Origin of the sequence: Flavobacterium sp. W22_SRS_FK3 (assembly GCF_052113665.1) — a bacterium.
Taxonomy (GTDB): Bacteria; Bacteroidota; Bacteroidia; order Flavobacteriales; family Flavobacteriaceae; genus Flavobacterium.
In genome coordinates this window covers 37,882-55,339 of record NZ_JBGQOF010000013.1, presented here as the reverse complement: position 1 = coordinate 55,339, position 17,458 = coordinate 37,882, and the positions used below count along the sequence as shown (strand labels likewise).

Annotated in this window: 14 protein-coding genes; 9 read left to right on the top strand and 5 right to left on the bottom strand. The window is 33.8% G+C overall.

Annotated features, from left to right (window positions below):
• Positions 1-2: 2 nt before the first annotated feature.
• The 8 genes from nuoH to ACEN2I_RS13810 all read left to right on the top strand — a co-directional run bounded on the left by nuoH (position 3) and on the right by ACEN2I_RS13810 (position 8,360).
• Entirely contained in the window at positions 3-1,058 is a 1,056-nt protein-coding gene (gene nuoH, locus ACEN2I_RS13845; protein ID WP_441766688.1) for an NADH-quinone oxidoreductase subunit NuoH, read from the top strand.
• Positions 1,059-1,215: 157 nt separating this feature from the next.
• Positions 1,216-1,761 (top strand): NuoI/complex I 23 kDa subunit family protein, encoded by a 546-nt coding sequence (locus ACEN2I_RS13840; RefSeq protein ID WP_441766687.1) that lies wholly within the window; start codon positions 1,216-1,218, stop codon positions 1,759-1,761.
• On the top strand, positions 1,762-2,301 hold the full coding sequence (locus tag ACEN2I_RS13835) for an NADH-quinone oxidoreductase subunit J family protein (protein WP_441766686.1): 540 nt from the start codon (positions 1,762-1,764) through the stop codon (positions 2,299-2,301).
• Positions 2,301-2,621, top strand: coding sequence for an NADH-quinone oxidoreductase subunit NuoK (gene nuoK / locus ACEN2I_RS13830; RefSeq protein WP_007809119.1), 321 nt, complete (start codon positions 2,301-2,303; stop codon positions 2,619-2,621). Before ACEN2I_RS13835 ends, nuoK begins: the two co-directional genes overlap by 1 nt.
• Before the next feature lie 6 nt (positions 2,622-2,627).
• Entirely contained in the window at positions 2,628-4,511 is a 1,884-nt protein-coding gene (nuoL, locus tag ACEN2I_RS13825) for an NADH-quinone oxidoreductase subunit L (protein WP_441766685.1), read from the top strand.
• Between the two features lie 10 nt (positions 4,512-4,521).
• On the top strand, positions 4,522-5,964 hold the full coding sequence (locus ACEN2I_RS13820; RefSeq protein ID WP_441766684.1) for a complex I subunit 4 family protein: 1,443 nt from the start codon (positions 4,522-4,524) through the stop codon (positions 5,962-5,964).
• Positions 5,965-6,027: 63 nt separating this feature from the next.
• The gene (locus ACEN2I_RS13815; RefSeq protein WP_441766683.1) at positions 6,028-7,422 is read left to right on the top strand and encodes an NADH-quinone oxidoreductase subunit N; all 1,395 of its coding nucleotides are present in this window, start codon (positions 6,028-6,030) and stop codon (positions 7,420-7,422) included.
• 161 nt (positions 7,423-7,583) lie between these two features.
• Positions 7,584-8,360 (top strand): Bax inhibitor-1/YccA family protein, encoded by a 777-nt coding sequence (locus tag ACEN2I_RS13810; protein WP_441766682.1) that lies wholly within the window; start codon positions 7,584-7,586, stop codon positions 8,358-8,360.
• A 59-nt stretch (positions 8,361-8,419) separates the two neighbouring features.
• On the opposite strand, the gene ACEN2I_RS13805 is transcribed toward ACEN2I_RS13810, so the two are convergent.
• From ACEN2I_RS13805 to ACEN2I_RS13790, 4 genes are all read right to left on the bottom strand, one after another.
• Complete coding sequence (locus tag ACEN2I_RS13805; protein WP_441766681.1) at positions 8,420-8,929, bottom strand: PAS domain-containing protein; 510 nt, start codon at positions 8,927-8,929, stop codon at positions 8,420-8,422.
• A gap of 79 nt (positions 8,930-9,008) precedes the next feature.
• Positions 9,009-10,091, bottom strand: coding sequence for a DNA polymerase IV (gene dinB, locus ACEN2I_RS13800; RefSeq protein WP_441766680.1), 1,083 nt, complete (start codon positions 10,089-10,091; stop codon positions 9,009-9,011).
• A 132-nt stretch (positions 10,092-10,223) separates the two neighbouring features.
• Positions 10,224-13,589 (bottom strand): transcription-repair coupling factor, encoded by a 3,366-nt coding sequence (mfd, locus tag ACEN2I_RS13795; protein ID WP_441766679.1) that lies wholly within the window; start codon positions 13,587-13,589, stop codon positions 10,224-10,226.
• The gene (locus tag ACEN2I_RS13790) at positions 13,582-14,190 is read right to left on the bottom strand and encodes a hypothetical protein (RefSeq protein ID WP_441766678.1); all 609 of its coding nucleotides are present in this window, start codon (positions 14,188-14,190) and stop codon (positions 13,582-13,584) included. Before ACEN2I_RS13790 ends, mfd begins: the two co-directional genes overlap by 8 nt.
• 298 nt (positions 14,191-14,488) lie before the next feature.
• Between ACEN2I_RS13790 and ACEN2I_RS13785 the strand changes: the two genes are divergently transcribed.
• Positions 14,489-15,427, top strand: coding sequence for an L-threonine 3-dehydrogenase (locus ACEN2I_RS13785; protein WP_441766677.1), 939 nt, complete (start codon positions 14,489-14,491; stop codon positions 15,425-15,427).
• A gap of 77 nt (positions 15,428-15,504) precedes the next feature.
• Here ACEN2I_RS13785 and ACEN2I_RS13780 read toward each other — a convergent pair whose 3' ends face one another.
• Positions 15,505-17,385: a M1 family metallopeptidase gene (locus ACEN2I_RS13780; protein WP_441766676.1), complete on the bottom strand. Its 1,881-nt coding sequence runs from the start codon at positions 17,383-17,385 to the stop codon at positions 15,505-15,507.
• Positions 17,386-17,458 lie beyond the last annotated feature (73 nt).

Below are 17,458 nucleotides of genomic sequence, written 5' to 3'. Positions count from 1 at the left end.
CGATGGTAGATGGTGCATTTATTATAGAGAAAAGCGTTGTAATTGTAGTGGTTTTTGCTGTAACGATGATTATGGCGATGTACTCCACCTGGGCAGAACGTAAAGTAGCTGCTTATCTTCAGGATCGTGTAGGTCCAAACCGTGCGGGTTGGGGGGGGTTATTGCAGCCTCTTGCTGATGGTTTAAAATTATTCTCGAAAGAAGAATTTTTTCCTAATACCCCTAACAAATTTTTGTTTATTGTAGGTCCGGCCATTGCCATGAGTACGGCTTTGATGACCAGCGCTGTTATTCCCTGGGGAGACAGATTGCATTTGTTTGGAAGGGATATTTTATTACAGGCTACAGATATCAATATTGGTTTATTGTATTTCTTTGGAGTTGTTTCTGTTGGCGTTTACGGAATCATGATTGGTGGATGGGCTTCAAACAATAAGTTCTCTTTGATGGGTGCTGTTCGTGCGGCTTCGCAAATGGTTTCTTATGAAGTTGCGATGGGATTATCGATGATTGCATTGTTGATGATGACTGGAACTTTGAGTTTAAAAGAAATTTCATTACAACAATCAGAATGGCACTGGAACATATTATACCAACCCTTATCTTTTTTGATTTTCCTGATTTGTGCTTTCGCAGAAACCAACAGAACGCCTTTTGACTTGGCGGAATGTGAGTCTGAATTGATTGGTGGATATCACACAGAATATTCATCGATGAAAATGGGATTCTATTTATTTGCTGAATATGCGAATATGTTTATCTCGGCTACTATTATATCTGTATTGTTTTTTGGAGGATACAACTATCCGGGAATGCAATGGATGGTTGAAAATGTTGGTATAAATACGGCTAACTTATTAGGAATTGCAGTGTTGTTTGTAAAAATATGTTTTTTCATATTCTTTTATATGTGGGTACGTTGGACGATTCCGAGATTTAGATATGACCAGTTAATGAATCTGGGATGGAAAATTTTGATTCCCCTTTCTATTATTAATATTATAATTACTGGAGTTGTTATTTTAAGAGTCGAAATTGCTGCCTTCTTAGGATTTTAATAACGGAGAGCCTAGCCCTGATAGCAGCGGCATCCTTTTATTTTTTTCTTTAAAAAATAAAAGATACAGCGGATAGCAGGAAATAGCTACTAAATAAAAAACAAATAGATTAAATTTTGGTGTTATCATCAAATTGAATCACAAATTATACTTTAAAATGTCAATAGAAACTATATCACTATCGGGTAGAAAAAAGCTAGTCTCTAACAAAGAGATGACTTTTTGGGAACGATTGTATCTTGTGGCGATTGTAAAAGGCTTACTGATTACCATCAAGCACTTTTTCAGAAAAAAAGCTACTATTCATTATCCGGAACAGGTGCGTGAGATGAGTCCGGTTTATCGTGGTCAACACCAGTTGAAACGAGACGAACAAGGTCGCGAAAACTGTACTGCCTGTGGATTATGTGCTTTATCATGTCCTGCAGAAGCCATTACAATGAAGGCTGCCGAGCGTAAAGCAGATGAGAAACATTTGTACAGAGAAGAAAAATACGCTTCGATTTATGAAATCAATATGTTAAGATGCATTTTCTGTGGTCTTTGCGAAGAAGCCTGTCCAAAAGACGCCATTTATTTGACAACTTCAAAAGTTTTGGTTCCTTCCAGTTATGAAAGAGAAGATTTTATTTTTGGAAAAGACAGATTAGTGATGCCTCTTGACGTGGCGATCAAAAATACTCAACTTAATAATGCTAACTAAATGATACATATTCCTGATTTTGCACACGCAACTCCAGTACAAATTATTTTTTGTTTCTTGGCGTTTATTACGATTGCAACCGCTTTTTTAACCATTTTTAGCAGAAATCCAATTCACAGCGCCATCTATTTGGTAATTTGTTTTTTCACTATTGCAGGTCACTATTTACTTTTAAACGCACAGTTTTTGGCTGTTGTACATATTATAGTCTACTCTGGAGCTATCATGATTCTGTTCCTCTTTACCATTATGTTAATGAATCTAAATGAGCGTCACCAAGTACACAGACCTAGAATCACCCGTTTAGGAGCTATTGTTTCTTTTTGCTTAATTGTTATTGTATTGATTGCAATTTTTATTAATTCAAAACCTATTGTTGGTGCATATGATTCAACCGGTGAAGATTTTCAGTCTATCGAAGTATTGGGTAAAATATTATTGAACGAATATATGGTTCCGTTTGAATTTGCTTCGATTTTGCTTTTAGTGGCGATGATTGGAACAGTATTATTGTCTAAAAAAGAAAAATTAAATAAATAATGGGTAATATATTAAATCAAATAGGTATTGAAAACTACATCTTTTTAAGTGTTGTACTTTTTTGTATTGGTGTTTTTGGTGTATTGTACAGACGAAATGCTATTATTGTTTTCATGTCTATCGAAATCATGTTGAATGCAGTTAACCTTTTATTTGTTGCCTTTTCAACGTATCATCAAGATGCACAGGGACAAGTTTTTGTGTTCTTTTCGATGGCAGTTGCTGCAGCAGAAGTTGCGGTAGGATTGGCCATTTTGGTTTCTATCTTTAGAAATTTAGGCTCAATTAGTATCGATAATTTAAAAAAATTAAAAGGATAAATGGAAATGGATACCAATTTAGCTTTAGTCTTAGTTTTATCTCCTTTTTTAGGATTTTTAATTAATGTTTTTTTCGGGAAAAGCTTAGGAAAAACAGTTTCGGGTATTTTCGGAACCGTAGCTGTAGCCGTTTCTTTTGTGGTTACACTTATTCTTTTTAATCAAATTACTTCAACTGGAAAAGCCATTCAGGTCACTTTATTTGACTGGATCCAGATCAGTAATCTTAAAATTAATCTTGGGTTTTTATTAGATCAATTGTCTGTTTTATGGTTGCTTTTTGTAACCGGAATTGGATCTTTGATTCATTTATACTCTATCAGTTATATGCACGATGATGAGAATATACACAAATTCTTTGCGTATTTGAATCTGTTTGTATTCTTCATGATTACGCTTGTAATTGGAAGTAACTTATTAGTTTTGTTTATTGGCTGGGAAGGTGTTGGACTTTGTTCGTACTTGTTAATTGGATTTTGGCATAAAAATCAGGATTACAATGATGCTGCGAAAAAAGCCTTCATTATGAACAGAATTGGAGATTTAGGTCTTTTGATTGGAATGTTTATCATGGGTTCAATGTTCTCCACTTTAGATTATGCAACTTTAAAAACTGCAATTTCCGGAGCAACAAATCTTAATTTACCATTGCTTTCATTAGCTGCGTTATGTTTGTTTATAGGGGCTTGTGGTAAATCGGCTCAAATTCCATTATACACCTGGTTACCTGATGCGATGGCTGGGCCAACACCGGTTTCTGCATTGATTCACGCAGCGACAATGGTTACTGCCGGTATCTTTATGATAACAAGATTACACTTTGTTTTTGATTTAGCACCAGACGTTCAGACTGTAATTGCAATTATTGGAGCTGTAACTTCATTAGTAGCGGCAACAATTGGTATGGTTCAGACAGATATTAAAAAAGTATTGGCTTACTCCACTGTTTCTCAATTAGGATTAATGTTTTTAGCGTTAGGATTTGGTGCTTATGAAGTTGCCGTTTTCCACGTAATAACTCACGCTTTCTTTAAAGCTTGTTTGTTCTTAGGATCAGGATCTGTAATTCACGGATTACACGGAGAACAAGACATGCGTAAAATGGGTGGTTTGCGCAAAGCAATGCCAGTCACTTTCTGGACGATGTTGATTTCTTCACTAGCAATTTCTGGTGTACCCTTTTTCTCTGGTTTCTTCTCTAAAGATGAAATCTTATTAACGGCTTTCCACCATAATATTCCATTATATGTTATTGGATCTGTTGCTTCCATTATGACAGCTTTTTATATGTTCAGATTGATGTTTCTTACTTTCTTTAAAGATTTCAGAGGAACTGAAGAACAAAAACATCATTTACATGAAAGTGACGGATTGATTACTTTCCCTTTAATGATTTTAGCACTTTTAGCTACTTTTGGAGGTCTTATCAGTCTTCCTGGAAATAGCTGGTTAAATGAATATCTGGCACCATTATTCACCAAAGTGGCAGGCGAAGAACATCATTTAGGGAAAACAGAATATATGCTGATGGGAGTTGCTGTTGTGGGTGGATTATTAGGAATCTTAATCGCTTACATCAAATATTTCAAACAAGACAATGTTCCTGAAGCTGATGAGAATATAACTGGCGTAGCCAAAGTTTTATACAACAAATATTATGTAGATGAAGCTTATGATTTACTATTTGTAGCTCCGGTAAACTTCTTATCAAAATTCTTTAGGGACTATATCGAAACAGGTTTATCAGCAGTTGTCTTCGGATTAGGTAAAGTGACTAATGAACTGGCTTTTCAAGGTAAAAAAGTACAAAACGGAAGTATCGGATTATATCTGTTTGCTTTTGTTTTGGGTCTTTGCGCCATTATTTCCTATATATTTTTAGCTCAATAATTTTATAACTATGAACGTTTCTCTTATATTAATTATTCTTTTAATTGGTGCATTTGTCACTTATTTTGCTGGTGATAAGCTAGCATCAAAAGTAGCTTTGTTCTTTAGTTTGGCAGCATTTGGCTGTTCGGTTGTCTTGTTAAATCATTTTTGTGCTGGTGAAAATATCAGTGTAATGAATGCCTGGATTACGCAGCCTAAAATTTCATTTGCGCTGAATGGTGATGGTCTGGCAATGGCTATGCTTTTGTTGACTGTAGCTTTAACCCCAATTATTATATTTTCTTCTTTCGGGAATCAATATAAAAATGCAAAAGGTTTTTATGCTTTAATTTTAATTATGGCTTTTGCAATGACAGGAACTTTCCTGGCAGCTGATGGCCTTTTATATTATATTTTCTGGGAATTAGCTTTAATTCCGATTTACTTTATTGCCCTTATTTGGGGTAATGGAGATGCTGAAGAACGCAGAAAAGCAGTGGTTAAGTTCTTTATTTACACACTTGCCGGTTCATTGTTCATGTTAGTAGCTTTCATTTATCTATCCCAAAAAGCAAACGGTAGTTTTCTAATCGAAGATTTATACAAATTAAACTTATCAGCTACTGAGCAGCTTTGGATATTCCTAGCTTTCTTTTTTGCGTATGCTATTAAAATTCCAATTATTCCTTTCCATACCTGGCAGGCTAGTGTCTACCAAAAAGCACCAACAGTTGGAACTATGCTTTTGTCTGGGATTATGCTAAAAATGGGATTATATAGTGTTATTCGTTGGCAATTGCCAATTGCACCTCTAGCTGCAAAAGAATACATGAATATTTTCATCGCATTAGGTATCGCAGGTGTAATTTACGGATCAATCGTAGCTTTGAAACAAAAAGATTTAAAGAAATTATTGGCTTATTCATCTCTTGCTCACGTTGGATTAATTGCTGCAGGAACTTATACTTTAACTGTTGATGGTTTACGCGGAGCCGTTTTACAAATGATCGCTCACGGTTTTGTAGTTGTAGGATTATTTTATGCTGCAGAAATTATTTACAGAAGATTCGAAACGAGAAACATTTTAGAAATGGGAGGTATCCGTACACAATCGCCAAAATTCACTTCTATGTTTTTAATTTTGGTTTTAGCTTCTGTAGCTTTACCAGGTACTTTTAACTTCGTTGGTGAATTTACTGTTTTGTATAGTCTTTCTCAAATTAATATCTGGTTTGCTGTTTTAGGCGGAACAACAATTATTTTAGGAGCTTATTATATGCTTAAGATGTTTCAAAATGTAATGTTAGGCGAAACAAATTCGAAAACTTTTGCAGATGTATCTGTTAATGAAGGAATCTCACTAATAGTGATTATTGCTGTTTTAATTTTCTTCGGATTTTATCCAAAACCAATTACAGATTTGATTTCACCAAGTTTAGAAACAATTTTGAACGTTATCAATAAAAATTAATATTTTAAATAAAAATAAATTAGGACATCTGTAGTTTAGATTTTCTAAATCAAAAAAGCAAAAATGAATACATTAATAGCTATAACAGGATTGGGTATTTTCTGCCTATTATTTGAAATTCTTAATTTAAGAAAAGCCATTGTTCCATTTACCATTCTTGGTTTGTTGGGGGTTTTGGCACTTAATTTTTCTGAATTTGGATACACAGAAAGTTACTACAACAATATGATCACAGTGAGTAAATTCTCAACTGCATTCTCATCATTGTTTATAATACTGACCATTTTCCTTGTGGCCTTAAGTCATAATTTTTACGAAAACCATCCAACTAAAATTTCAGATTTTGTTGCTATAAAAGTATTTTTATTAGCCGGAGGAGTTGCCATGGTTTCTTTTGGAAACTTAGCGATGTTCTTCTTAGGAATCGAAATTCTTTCAATTGCCCTATATGTACTTGCAGCAAGTGATCGTTTGAATTTGAAAAGTAACGAAGCCGGAATGAAATACTTTTTAATGGGATCTTTCGCGTCAGGGATTATCCTATTTGGTATTTGTTTGATCTACGGAGCAATGGGAAGTTTTGATGTAGTTGAAATCAGCGAATATTCTCTGTCTGCAGAATTACCAGTCTGGTTTCCAATCGGAATGATTTTAGTAACAATTGGAATGTTATTTAAGATTGCAGCAGTTCCTTTCCACTTTTGGGCTCCTGATGTTTATGAAGGATCTCCTGCCTTAACGACTGCATTAATGAGTACCTTGGCAAAAGTGATAGCAATGGCAACTCTCTTTAAATTAATTTCAGTTTTAAATTTTATACCATCTTTAGGAAATCAGAATCACTTATATACTTTCGATAATATAATTGTAATTATATCAATTGCTTCAATGACCGTTGGAAACGTTATGGCTTTGCGTCAGGTAAACGTAAAACGTATGCTCGCTTTTTCAGGAATTTCACATGCAGGTTTTATGTTAATGACTTTCTTAACTGTAGCAACCTCAGCAGGTGTTTTACTATACTATACTGCAGCTTATGCACTAGCAGGAATTGCAGCTTTCAGCGTTATACTTTACGTGTGTAAAAATAATCAGAATGATGAAGATATTGTAAACTTTCATGGTTTAGGAAAAACAAATCCTTTATTAGCTGCAATATTAACAGGTTCTCTATTGTCTATGGCCGGAATTCCTATTTTTTCAGGTTTTTTTGCGAAATTATTTTTATTTAATCAGACGATACAGGCCGGTTATATTGCTTTAGTAATTGTAGCGGTTATCAATTCTATTATTAGTGTTGGCTATTATTTCAAACTGATATTAGCTATGTATTCAAAAGAACCAAATCAGGAACGTACCGGAAAACCTTTTCTTATTTATGCTGTTGCCATTATTTCTATTACACTAAATATTGTTTTAGGTTTATTTCCATCTTTAGTTTTAGATTTATTGAATTAAAAATAAACCTTTATAAATACAGTCCATCAAGGGTTTCTTTTGATGGATTTTTTATTTGAAAGCATTTTTTTCAACAGAAAAAATCATGTTAAAAATTTTATTGAAAACAGTACACTCGAAAAAACTACTTATATTTGGGTACAATTAAATGTATTACAACTATGAACTTCAATTCAAAAAATCCATTTTTAAGTAACAAGCGTTTTTCATCAAATGCTGTTTCCAGAGCTTCTGAACAAGTACACGAAGCAAAAATTATTGATTACAATCAGGAAATGACCATATCCGGAACTATCAATAAAACAGCTATTTTGTTTTTATTATTATGTGCCGGAGCGATGCTCACATGGTGGATGGCATTTAACGAAATGAATGCAATGTTACCAGCAATTGGCGGTGCCATTATAGCGCTTATTTTAGTTATAATTTCGGCATTTAAACCACAAGCTTCTCCTTATTTAGCCCCTGGTTATGCTTTTTTTGAAGGATTATTTATAGGGGGAATTTCTGCCATTTTTGAAGCTAAATTTCCCGGTATTGTTCTAAACGCTGTCGGTGCGACATTAGTTACTTTTTTAGTTTGTTTAGGATTATATAAATTTAAAATCGTAAAAGTAAATGAACAATTCAGATCAGTAGTTATTGCTGCTACGTTGGCAATTGCAACTTATTATTTATTTTCCTGGTTAGCGTCTTTGATATTTAATTTCACTCCTGTACATTATGGAAATGGAATGATGAGTATCGGAATTAGTGTATTTGTAATTATTGTTGCTGCCTTAAACTTGTTTTTGGATTTTGACCAAATTGAAAGAGGTGTTCAGGAAAGAATGCCAAAATTTATGGAATGGTACGGTGCAATGGGATTAATGGTAACTTTAGTTTGGTTATACATTGAATTTCTGAGATTATTATCAAAATTAGCAAGTAAAGATTAATTTTTTTACTTCATCATAATAGTAAATAAAAGCCTTTTTGAAATTCAAAAAGGCTTTTATTATGCTGCTCTTTCAAAAGCTATAAAATGTGATAACTCTCCTTTCCTATTAAAAACCGGGAAACCATTAATCACACATTCATAAGTTTCTCCATTTTTTTTATAATTCAAAAGTGTTTTTTCAAAAGGTATTTGTTTTTCGATCGCTACTCTAATTTCTTTTAAGACTAACTCTGAAGTTCCAGTACCCTGAAAAATTTTTGGAAATTTACCAACGACTTCTTTTTCAGTGTATCCCGTCATTTTATAAATTCCTTTAGAGGCAAAAATTATTTTTTGCTCCCCATTTGTGATTACAACAACTTCATTTATTAAACGTTCGCTAATAGCCAGAGCGACATCATTCCAATTAAATTGTGTTGATATATGTTTTATTTTTTTTAAATCTGATGAAAAAAATTTTAATTCATTTATAGATTCATAATGAAAATCCCAACAATGTATTGGAACTGAATTACAACTTATATTTGCTTCAGATTCATCGAAAGGCATATAATCTAAAAAATCCATAAAAAACTATTTTGTTTAAAGTTAATCATAAATTGATAAACAAAATTAAAATGCCAATATTTAACTCTTGTTTAAGTTATTAAAAAGCAAATTTCAACTGAACAACTACGGCCTTTTTTTGTTCAGTATTGAGATTACTTAAAGAAATCCCCAATAATCGAACAGAATCTTTCATTCTTTCCTGATACAGTAATTCTTCAACAGTTTCCAAAATCAAACTTTTATCGGCAATAAAATAAGGCAATGTTTTACTTCTGGTTTGTTGCGTAAAATCGCTGTATTTAATTTTTAATGTAACCGTTTTACCTGAAATATTGTATTTTTTTAATCTTTTCTCCAACGAAGCAGCAATTTTTTCCAGCTGTTCCAGCATAAATATTTCCGAAGTAAGATTTACATCAAAAGTATGTTCTGACGCAACAGATTTAGTGTTTCGGGAAGGTTTTACTTCACTGTTATGAATTCCTCTAACAACATGAAAATAAAATTTTCCTGATTTCCCAAAGTGTTTTTCCAGAAAATCCAGTGATTTGCTTTTCAAATCTAATCCTGTAAAAATGCCGAGCTGATACATTTTTTCGGTAGTAACTTTACCGACTCCGTAAAATTTCCTGATCGGTAAATCTTCCAAAAAAGGGATTACCTCATCAGGGTTTACCGTTTTCTGACCATTGGGTTTGTTGTAATCACTGGCAATCTTGGCTACGAATTTATTTATAGAAATTCCTGCAGAAGCTGTGATTCCCACTTCATTTAAAATTCGTAATCTGATTTCCTGAGCTAATAAAGAGGCACTTGGATTTCCCTTTTTATTTTGTGTTACATCAAGATAGGCTTCGTCAAGTGAAAGCGGTTCCACCATATCTGTATACTCATGAAAAATTTTATGAATCTTAGTTGAGATTTCTTTATATCGGTCAAAACGAGGCCGGACAAAAATAATTTCAGGACAATATTTCTTGGCTAAAACACCACTAATTGCGCTTCTAACACCAAATTTACGGGCTTCATAACTGGCCGCCGAAACGACTCCTCTATTCTCTGAACCGCCCACAGCAATAGGTTTTCCTCGCAAAGCAGGATTATCCATTTGCTCTACCGAAGCATAAAAAGCATCCATATCGATATGGATTATTTTTCGATAAATTGGAGTCTCAGACATGATACAAATTTAAATCTAAAAAAATATAACGGTATAAAAAAAGGACTTAGTTTTTAGTAAAACAAAGCCCTATATATTTATTACTATATTAAAAAAGTAATTTGAATTATTAATTTTATACTTCTAAAACATTTACTCTCCTAATAATTCCATCAATTCTAACGCTCTTTTGGTCGATTTTACATTGTCAAACGTCAATAAAAGTCGCAAACCATTTGGTGTTTGTTTTTCTTTCATGGTGCAAAGGCTACTTTGTTTTTGTACAAATTGCAACACTTTTCTAAACTTCGAAGATTGGTAATAATCGGATTGCTGATCGGATACAAAATAGCCAATCATTTTGCCTTTTTTCATAACCAATTTCTCAATGCCGATGTTGGTCGCAATCCATTTGATACGAATACTATTCATTAGGGCATTGGCTCTTGGTGGCATTGGCCCAAAACGGTCAGTTAATTTATTTTGGAAAATAACCAGTTCTTCTTCATTTTTCACAGAACCCAATTCGTTGTATAAACTCAAACGTTCGGTAACATTATTAATGTATTCATCAGAAAACAAGAGCTCAAAATCAGTATCAATTTGTAAATCTTTTACGTATTCCTTTGTTTCAATATCGTTCTCTTCGGGATATAAATCTTTGAACTCGTTTTCTTTTAATTCTTCAATTGCTTCGTTCATAATTTTTTGGTAGGTATCAAAACCAATTTCGTTTATGAAACCACTTTGTTCGCCACCTAATAAATCACCCGCACCACGAATTTCAAGATCTTTCATTGCAATATTGAAACCGCTTCCGAGTTCACTGAATTGTTCCAAAGCCTGAATGCGTTTTCTCGCATCTTCGGTCATTGAGGAATATGGCGGACAGATAAAATAACAGAATGCTTTTTTATTGCTACGACCAACACGACCACGCATTTGATGCAGATCTGACAATCCGAAATTATTGGCATTATTGATGAAAATGGTATTAGCGTTGGGTACATCTAATCCACTTTCGATAATGGTGGTTGCTACCAAAACATCAAAATCTCCGTTCATGAAACCTAACATCAATTCCTCAAGTTTGGCGCCTTCCATTTGTCCGTGACCAATTCCAACTCTGGCATTTGGCACCAGACGCTGAATCATTCCTGCCACTTCTTTTATATTTTCGATTCTATTATTGATGAAGAAAACCTGTCCGTTACGCTGAATTTCATACGAAATTGCATCACGAATTACTTCTTCATTAAATCCAACAACATTGGTTTCTATAGGATAACGATTGGGCGGAGGTGTTGTAATTACAGACAAATCTCGCGCCGCCATCAATGAAAATTGTAATGTTCTCGGAATTGGTGTTGCCGTTAAAGTCAGCGTATCCACATTTGCTGCAATCGTTTTTAATTTGTCTTTAACGTTTACACCAAACTTTTGTTCTTCATCGACAATCAACAAACCAAGATCTTTAAAAACTACATTTTTGTTGACCAACTGATGTGTTCCGATGACAATATCGAGTTTTCCTTCGGCTAAATCTTTTAAGGTTTGTGCTTTTTGTTTTGCGGTTCTAAATCGATTTAAGTAACCAATTGAAACCGGCATATCTTTTAATCTTTCGGTAAAAGTTCTGTAATGTTGGTACGCCAAAATAGTTGTCGGAACTAAAATTGCAACTTGTTTACTATTGTCAACCGCTTTAAAAGCGGCACGAATCGCAACCTCCGTTTTTCCAAAACCAACGTCACCACAAACCAAACGATCCATTGGGCGATCGCTTTCCATGTCAGCTTTTACTTCTTGTGTGGATTTGGTTTGATCCGGTGTATCTTCGTAAATAAACGAACTTTCTAATTCGTTTTGTAAATAACTGTCCGGCGCAAATTGAAAACCTTTTTCCAATCGGCGTTTTGCGTACAACTGAATTAAGTTGAACGCGATATGTTTGACACGTGCTTTGGTTTTTTGTTTTAAAATCTTCCAGGCGTTCGATCCTAATTTATAGATTTTTGGAGGCGTTCCGTCTTTTCCGTTGTATTTTGAGATTTTATGTAACGAGTGAATACTCACATACACAATATCATTATCGGCATAAACCAGTTTTATGGCTTCCTGCGTTTTACCTTCCACCTGAATTTTCTGCAATCCACCAAACTTGCCAATTCCGTGATCAATGTGGGTTACATAATCGCCAACAGAAAGTGACGTCAATTCTTTCAACGTAATATTTTGCTTTTTCGAATAGCCGTTTTTGATGTTGAATTTATGGTAACGCTCAAAAATCTGGTGATCTGTATAAGCCGTTATTTGATTTTCTTCATCAATAAAACCTTGATATAAAGGCAAAACCACGGTATGATATTGTTTGCGGATATTTTCAGAATTAGCTTCATCCAACGACTCAAAAATATCATGAAAACGTTTTGCCTGCGTTTCATTCGAACAGAACAAATAATTTTTATAACCGTTAAAATGATTTTCGCTCAGATTATTTAACAGCAAATCAAATTGTTTGTTGAAAGAAGGCTGTGGCTGAAAGTGAAATTCAATTTCCTTTGTAGTTTTGAAAATCGGCTTTGAAGCCAACTCTACTATAGAAAAATTTAAGGCTCGTTTGATAAACGAACTCTGATTTAAAAATAATTGTTCCGGAGTAGCGTGTTTTATTTCACCCGAAAGTTTTTCAAAAGCTTCTTCTGCCCTTGTGAATTGTTTGTCTAACTGACTGAAAAGTCCATCGGTATTTTGAATAAAAAGAACCGTTTTCTCTGAAATATAATCTAAAAAACTTTCCCGGTTTTCCTGAAATATCTTGTTTTCGACATTCGGGATAATGGTAATTTTTTTATGGGTTTCTACGGATAATTGCGTTTCCACATCAAAACTTCTGATGCTGTCCACTTCATTTCCGAAGAATTCTATTCGGTATGGATGATCGTTCGAAAAAGAAAACACATCGACGATTCCCCCACGAACGGAGAATTCGCCTGGTTCTGTAATAAAATCGACTCTTTTAAATTCATATTCGAACAAAACTTCGTTGATAAAATCAATTGAAATTTTGTCGTTCAGCGCCACTTTCAAAGTATTTTTATCTAATTGCTGACGTGTCAAGACTTTCTCAAAAAGTGCTTCGGGATAAGTAACAATTACTGCTGGTTTTTTACGGGAATTGATTCGGTTTAAAACCTCAGCGCGAAGCAAAACATTGGCGTTGTCTGTTTCATCAACTAGGTATGGACGACGAAATGATGCCGGATAAAACAATACATCCTGCTCACCAATCATTTGTTCTAAATCGTTGAGATAATAAGCAGCTTCTTCTTTATTGTCTAAAATAACTAAAAAAGGAAGTTCGGTTTTTTTGAAAACAGCTCGGATCACAAATGAAACTGCTGATCCCAACAAACCGTTCAGATGCATTTTTACTTGATTTCCTTCCAGTAAATTGGTTGCAATCTGCTGCGTTTTTGGCAAATTGTCGTAGGTGGTATATAAGGCGTTTTTACTCAACTTTAGGCGAATTTTGATCTATTGGCGGCATTGAATTCGGGATTGCTCGTGCTGTATCTAACATTCGTAGAAAATCGGATTCCCCTTCTTCTTTTGGAATTTTGCTTTTTTCTACAATTTTATCCATTTGTCTTTCTAATGAAACCAATTCTTTGTTAATTTCTCCAATTAAAAAAACAACCTTTTCATCCGGAATTCTATCAAGGTGAATAAACAAATCCATCATTTTTACTTTCGTAATCAAAATAGAAATTCGGCTTTTGATCTGTGGCTGATCAAATTGGGAGGGAATATTATTGTTTAATGCCATCGCTTTTTTAGCAATGACCGAAGATTTTTTTTGGAATGCTCCAATAGTCTTTCTTGGTTTTCCTCCAAGTTCTTTTAAAAACTCACGCCATTCTTTCCAATCGTTTATATTTTTTTCTGAAACTTCATTGATCGGTTCATCAATAAAAGACCAGCTTTTTTTTATATTATTAAAAATGATTTCTTTCTTTTTTGCTTCTTTTTTATTTTCAGCAAGACGTTTTTCATTTTGATCCTGACATGAATTCAGCATAAAAATTAAAAGTAGAAAAAGAGATACTTTATATTTCATATATGTAAAATTTATTTTTTAACGTTTATATATGTTATCGTCTTTTATTTACTGGTGTTTGTCTGCGTAAACTTTTGTAAAACGGCGATTTCATTTGATAAAACATTAAGCCACAAAGTTACAAGTAAATTTACAATTATGAATTTTGATTTACAACCATTTTACTCCAATTTAAAAAAGCTTTTTCAAAATGAAAAAGACAAAAAATAATATTATATGTTATTGAATTCATAATTTAACATTATAAAAAATACAATTATTTACGAATAAATTATATTTGTCCTCTAAATCTATTCAAATGAATCCAAAAATATTAATCATTGGTGCTTGTGGTCAAATAGGGACAGAACTGACTCAGAAACTGCGTAAGCTGTACGGAACAGAAAATGTGATTGCTTCTGATATTCGAAAATTAAATACAGATGTAGTCAATTCTGGTCCGTTTGAAGTAATCAATGCTTTAGATTTTAACCAAATTGAGCATCTTGTAGAAGTTCATCACATTACAGACATCTATTTAATGGCGGCACTTTTATCAGCCACAGCTGAAAAGAATCCTGCCTTTGCCTGGGATTTAAATATGAACTCCTTATTTCATGTTTTGAATCTGGCAAAAGCCAAAAAAATAAAAAAGATCTTCTGGCCTTCTAGTATTGCGGTTTTTGGCCCTACTACACCAAAAGAAAACACGCCTCAATATACGATTATGGAACCTTCTACCGTTTACGGAATTAGTAAACAAGCGGGAGAAAGATGGTGCGAATACTACCATAATATCTACGGTGTTGATGTACGTAGCATCCGTTATCCTGGTTTAATAAGCTGGTCCACACCTCCGGGCGGCGGAACTACAGATTATGCTGTTGATATTTTTTATAAAGCAATTGCTGATAAAAAATACGAATGTTTTTTATCTTCGGAGACCAAAATGCCAATGATGTATATGGATGACGCTATTGATGCAACTATCTCTATTATGCAGGCTCCTGAAGAAAAAATAAAAATACATTCTTCATACAATTTAGCGGCTATGAGCTTTACGCCAACAGAAATTGCTGCCGAAATTCAAAAACATATTCCTGAATTTGAAATCACTTACAATCCTGATTTCCGTCAGAAAATTGCGGATAGCTGGCCTGCAAGTATTGATGATGCCGAAGCCAGAAAAGATTGGGGCTGGAAACATACTTTTGATTTGGAATCGATGACCAAAGACATGTTGGAACATTTGGGGTAACTATCAAATAGACAAAAAAGAAAAAGGTCTCGCTTAAAATTTAAACGAGACCTTTTTTTATTACTTCAATGTGAAATTTATTTCACTTCAAAAACATTATTCGCAGCTTTTACATCAGCCATTAATCCACTTGGATCTATAGTGATTTTTTTGATCGCTGTTTTATTTTTATCAATTGTAAAACTATAGTTTGATTGTGCCCAGGCCCAATCTTCCAAAACAGTTCTTTTTACGTTTGGATTTGGATTTGGTTTGATGAAATTCATCATTCTTAATGGAATGTAGAAAGTTTCAGAAGTTCCATCAGTATATTCAACTTTTAAATCGATTGGCATTGGCATTCTACCGATTCTTTCTAACGTTATATTTGTTTTTCCATCATTATCAACAACCTCTCTGATACCATAATCAATTGTATTTACAGTTTGTGTCCAATCTGTCAAATACCAGTCTAATTCTGCACCAGAAACTCTTTCAGCTGATCTTTTAATATCATTTGGAGTTGGATGCTTGAATTTAAAATCATTAAAATATCTTTTTAAGGTTGCCTCTAAATTTTCTTTTCCGATTACATATTCTAATTGAGAAAGAAAAATACTTCCTTTTACATAAGAAGAAATACTATAAGGACGATTTTCATCATAACGATCGCCGTGTGTTGTTTGTGGCTGCTCTTTTCCAGAATTTACTAAACTGTAATAAGCGGCATAATTTCCTTTAAATGGATTCACTTCTTTTTTGTCTCCTTTTAATTCATTCAAAGCGCTGTCTTCAATATAAGTTGTAAAGCCTTCATCCATCCATGGATGTTTTGATTCGTTTGAAGCTAAAATATGCTGAAACCACGAGTGTCCTAATTCATGAGTTGCTGTTCCTAAAATCCCTTCAAGAGTTCCGTTTCCTAACATCAACGTACACATTGCGTATTCCATTCCGCCATCTCCACCCTGAATAAATGAATATTGTTTATATGGATATGCCCCTACTTTATGATTGTAGTAATCCATCACTTTTACCATTAAAGGCTCTAATTGTTTCCAATTTTCAGTAGTTTTTGGATTGTTTTTGTAGAAGAAATGCAGATCAACATCGTTCGGTCCTTTTACTATATCATGTGTATATTCTTTATCGGCTGCCCAGGTAAAATCATGAACATTTGGCGCAATAAAATGCCAGGTAAGAGTTTTAGCCTTTTTAGGGTAAACAACCGTTACACCAGTATCTTCATAACCGTGACCGATTGTATTTTTATCCTGTAAATAGCCTGACCCACCAATTGTGTAGTCTTTATCAATGGTGATTTTTACATCAAAATTTCCCCAAACTCCGTGAAATTCTCTTGCAATGTAAGGATCTGCATGCCAGCCTTCAAAATCAAATTCGGCTAATTTTGGATACCATTGTGACATGGACAGTTCTACTCCTTCAGAATTGTTTCTTCCGGAACGACGTACCTGAACCGGTACCTGTCCGTCAAAATCTAACGTAAAAGTCGATTTAGAATTGGGTAAAATTGGTTTCGCCAAAGTCACTTCTAGAATTGTCCCAGAAACTCTTGTTTGAGCAACTGTTCCGTCTTGTTTGAAATTTGTGATTTTTAAAAAGCCTATTTCGTTTGGCTTCAACAATTCAATTCGGCTTTGCTTTACATCTTTGCCATCAGCACCCTTTACTTTATTGACCATTCTTCCATCAGGATCTTTTATCGAATGCAAACGTGCATCCATTTCACTTCCCGGCTGAAAAGCATTAAAAAACAGATGATAATATACTTTTTTTAACGTATCGGAAGAGTTATTGCTATATACCAGTTCTTGTTTTCCTTTATATTGATAGTTTTTTACATCCATCGATACTTCCATTTTATAATCGGCATGCTGCTGCCAATATGGGGCATTTTGTGAAAAAGCTGAGCTTAAACCAAAACTCAAAAAAGAAAGTAGAATAATTTTTTTCATTTGAATTATGTGTGGTATTAAAATAAGCAAGTTTACAAAAGAGGCTCTTGTAAACTTGTTATTGAATTATTTA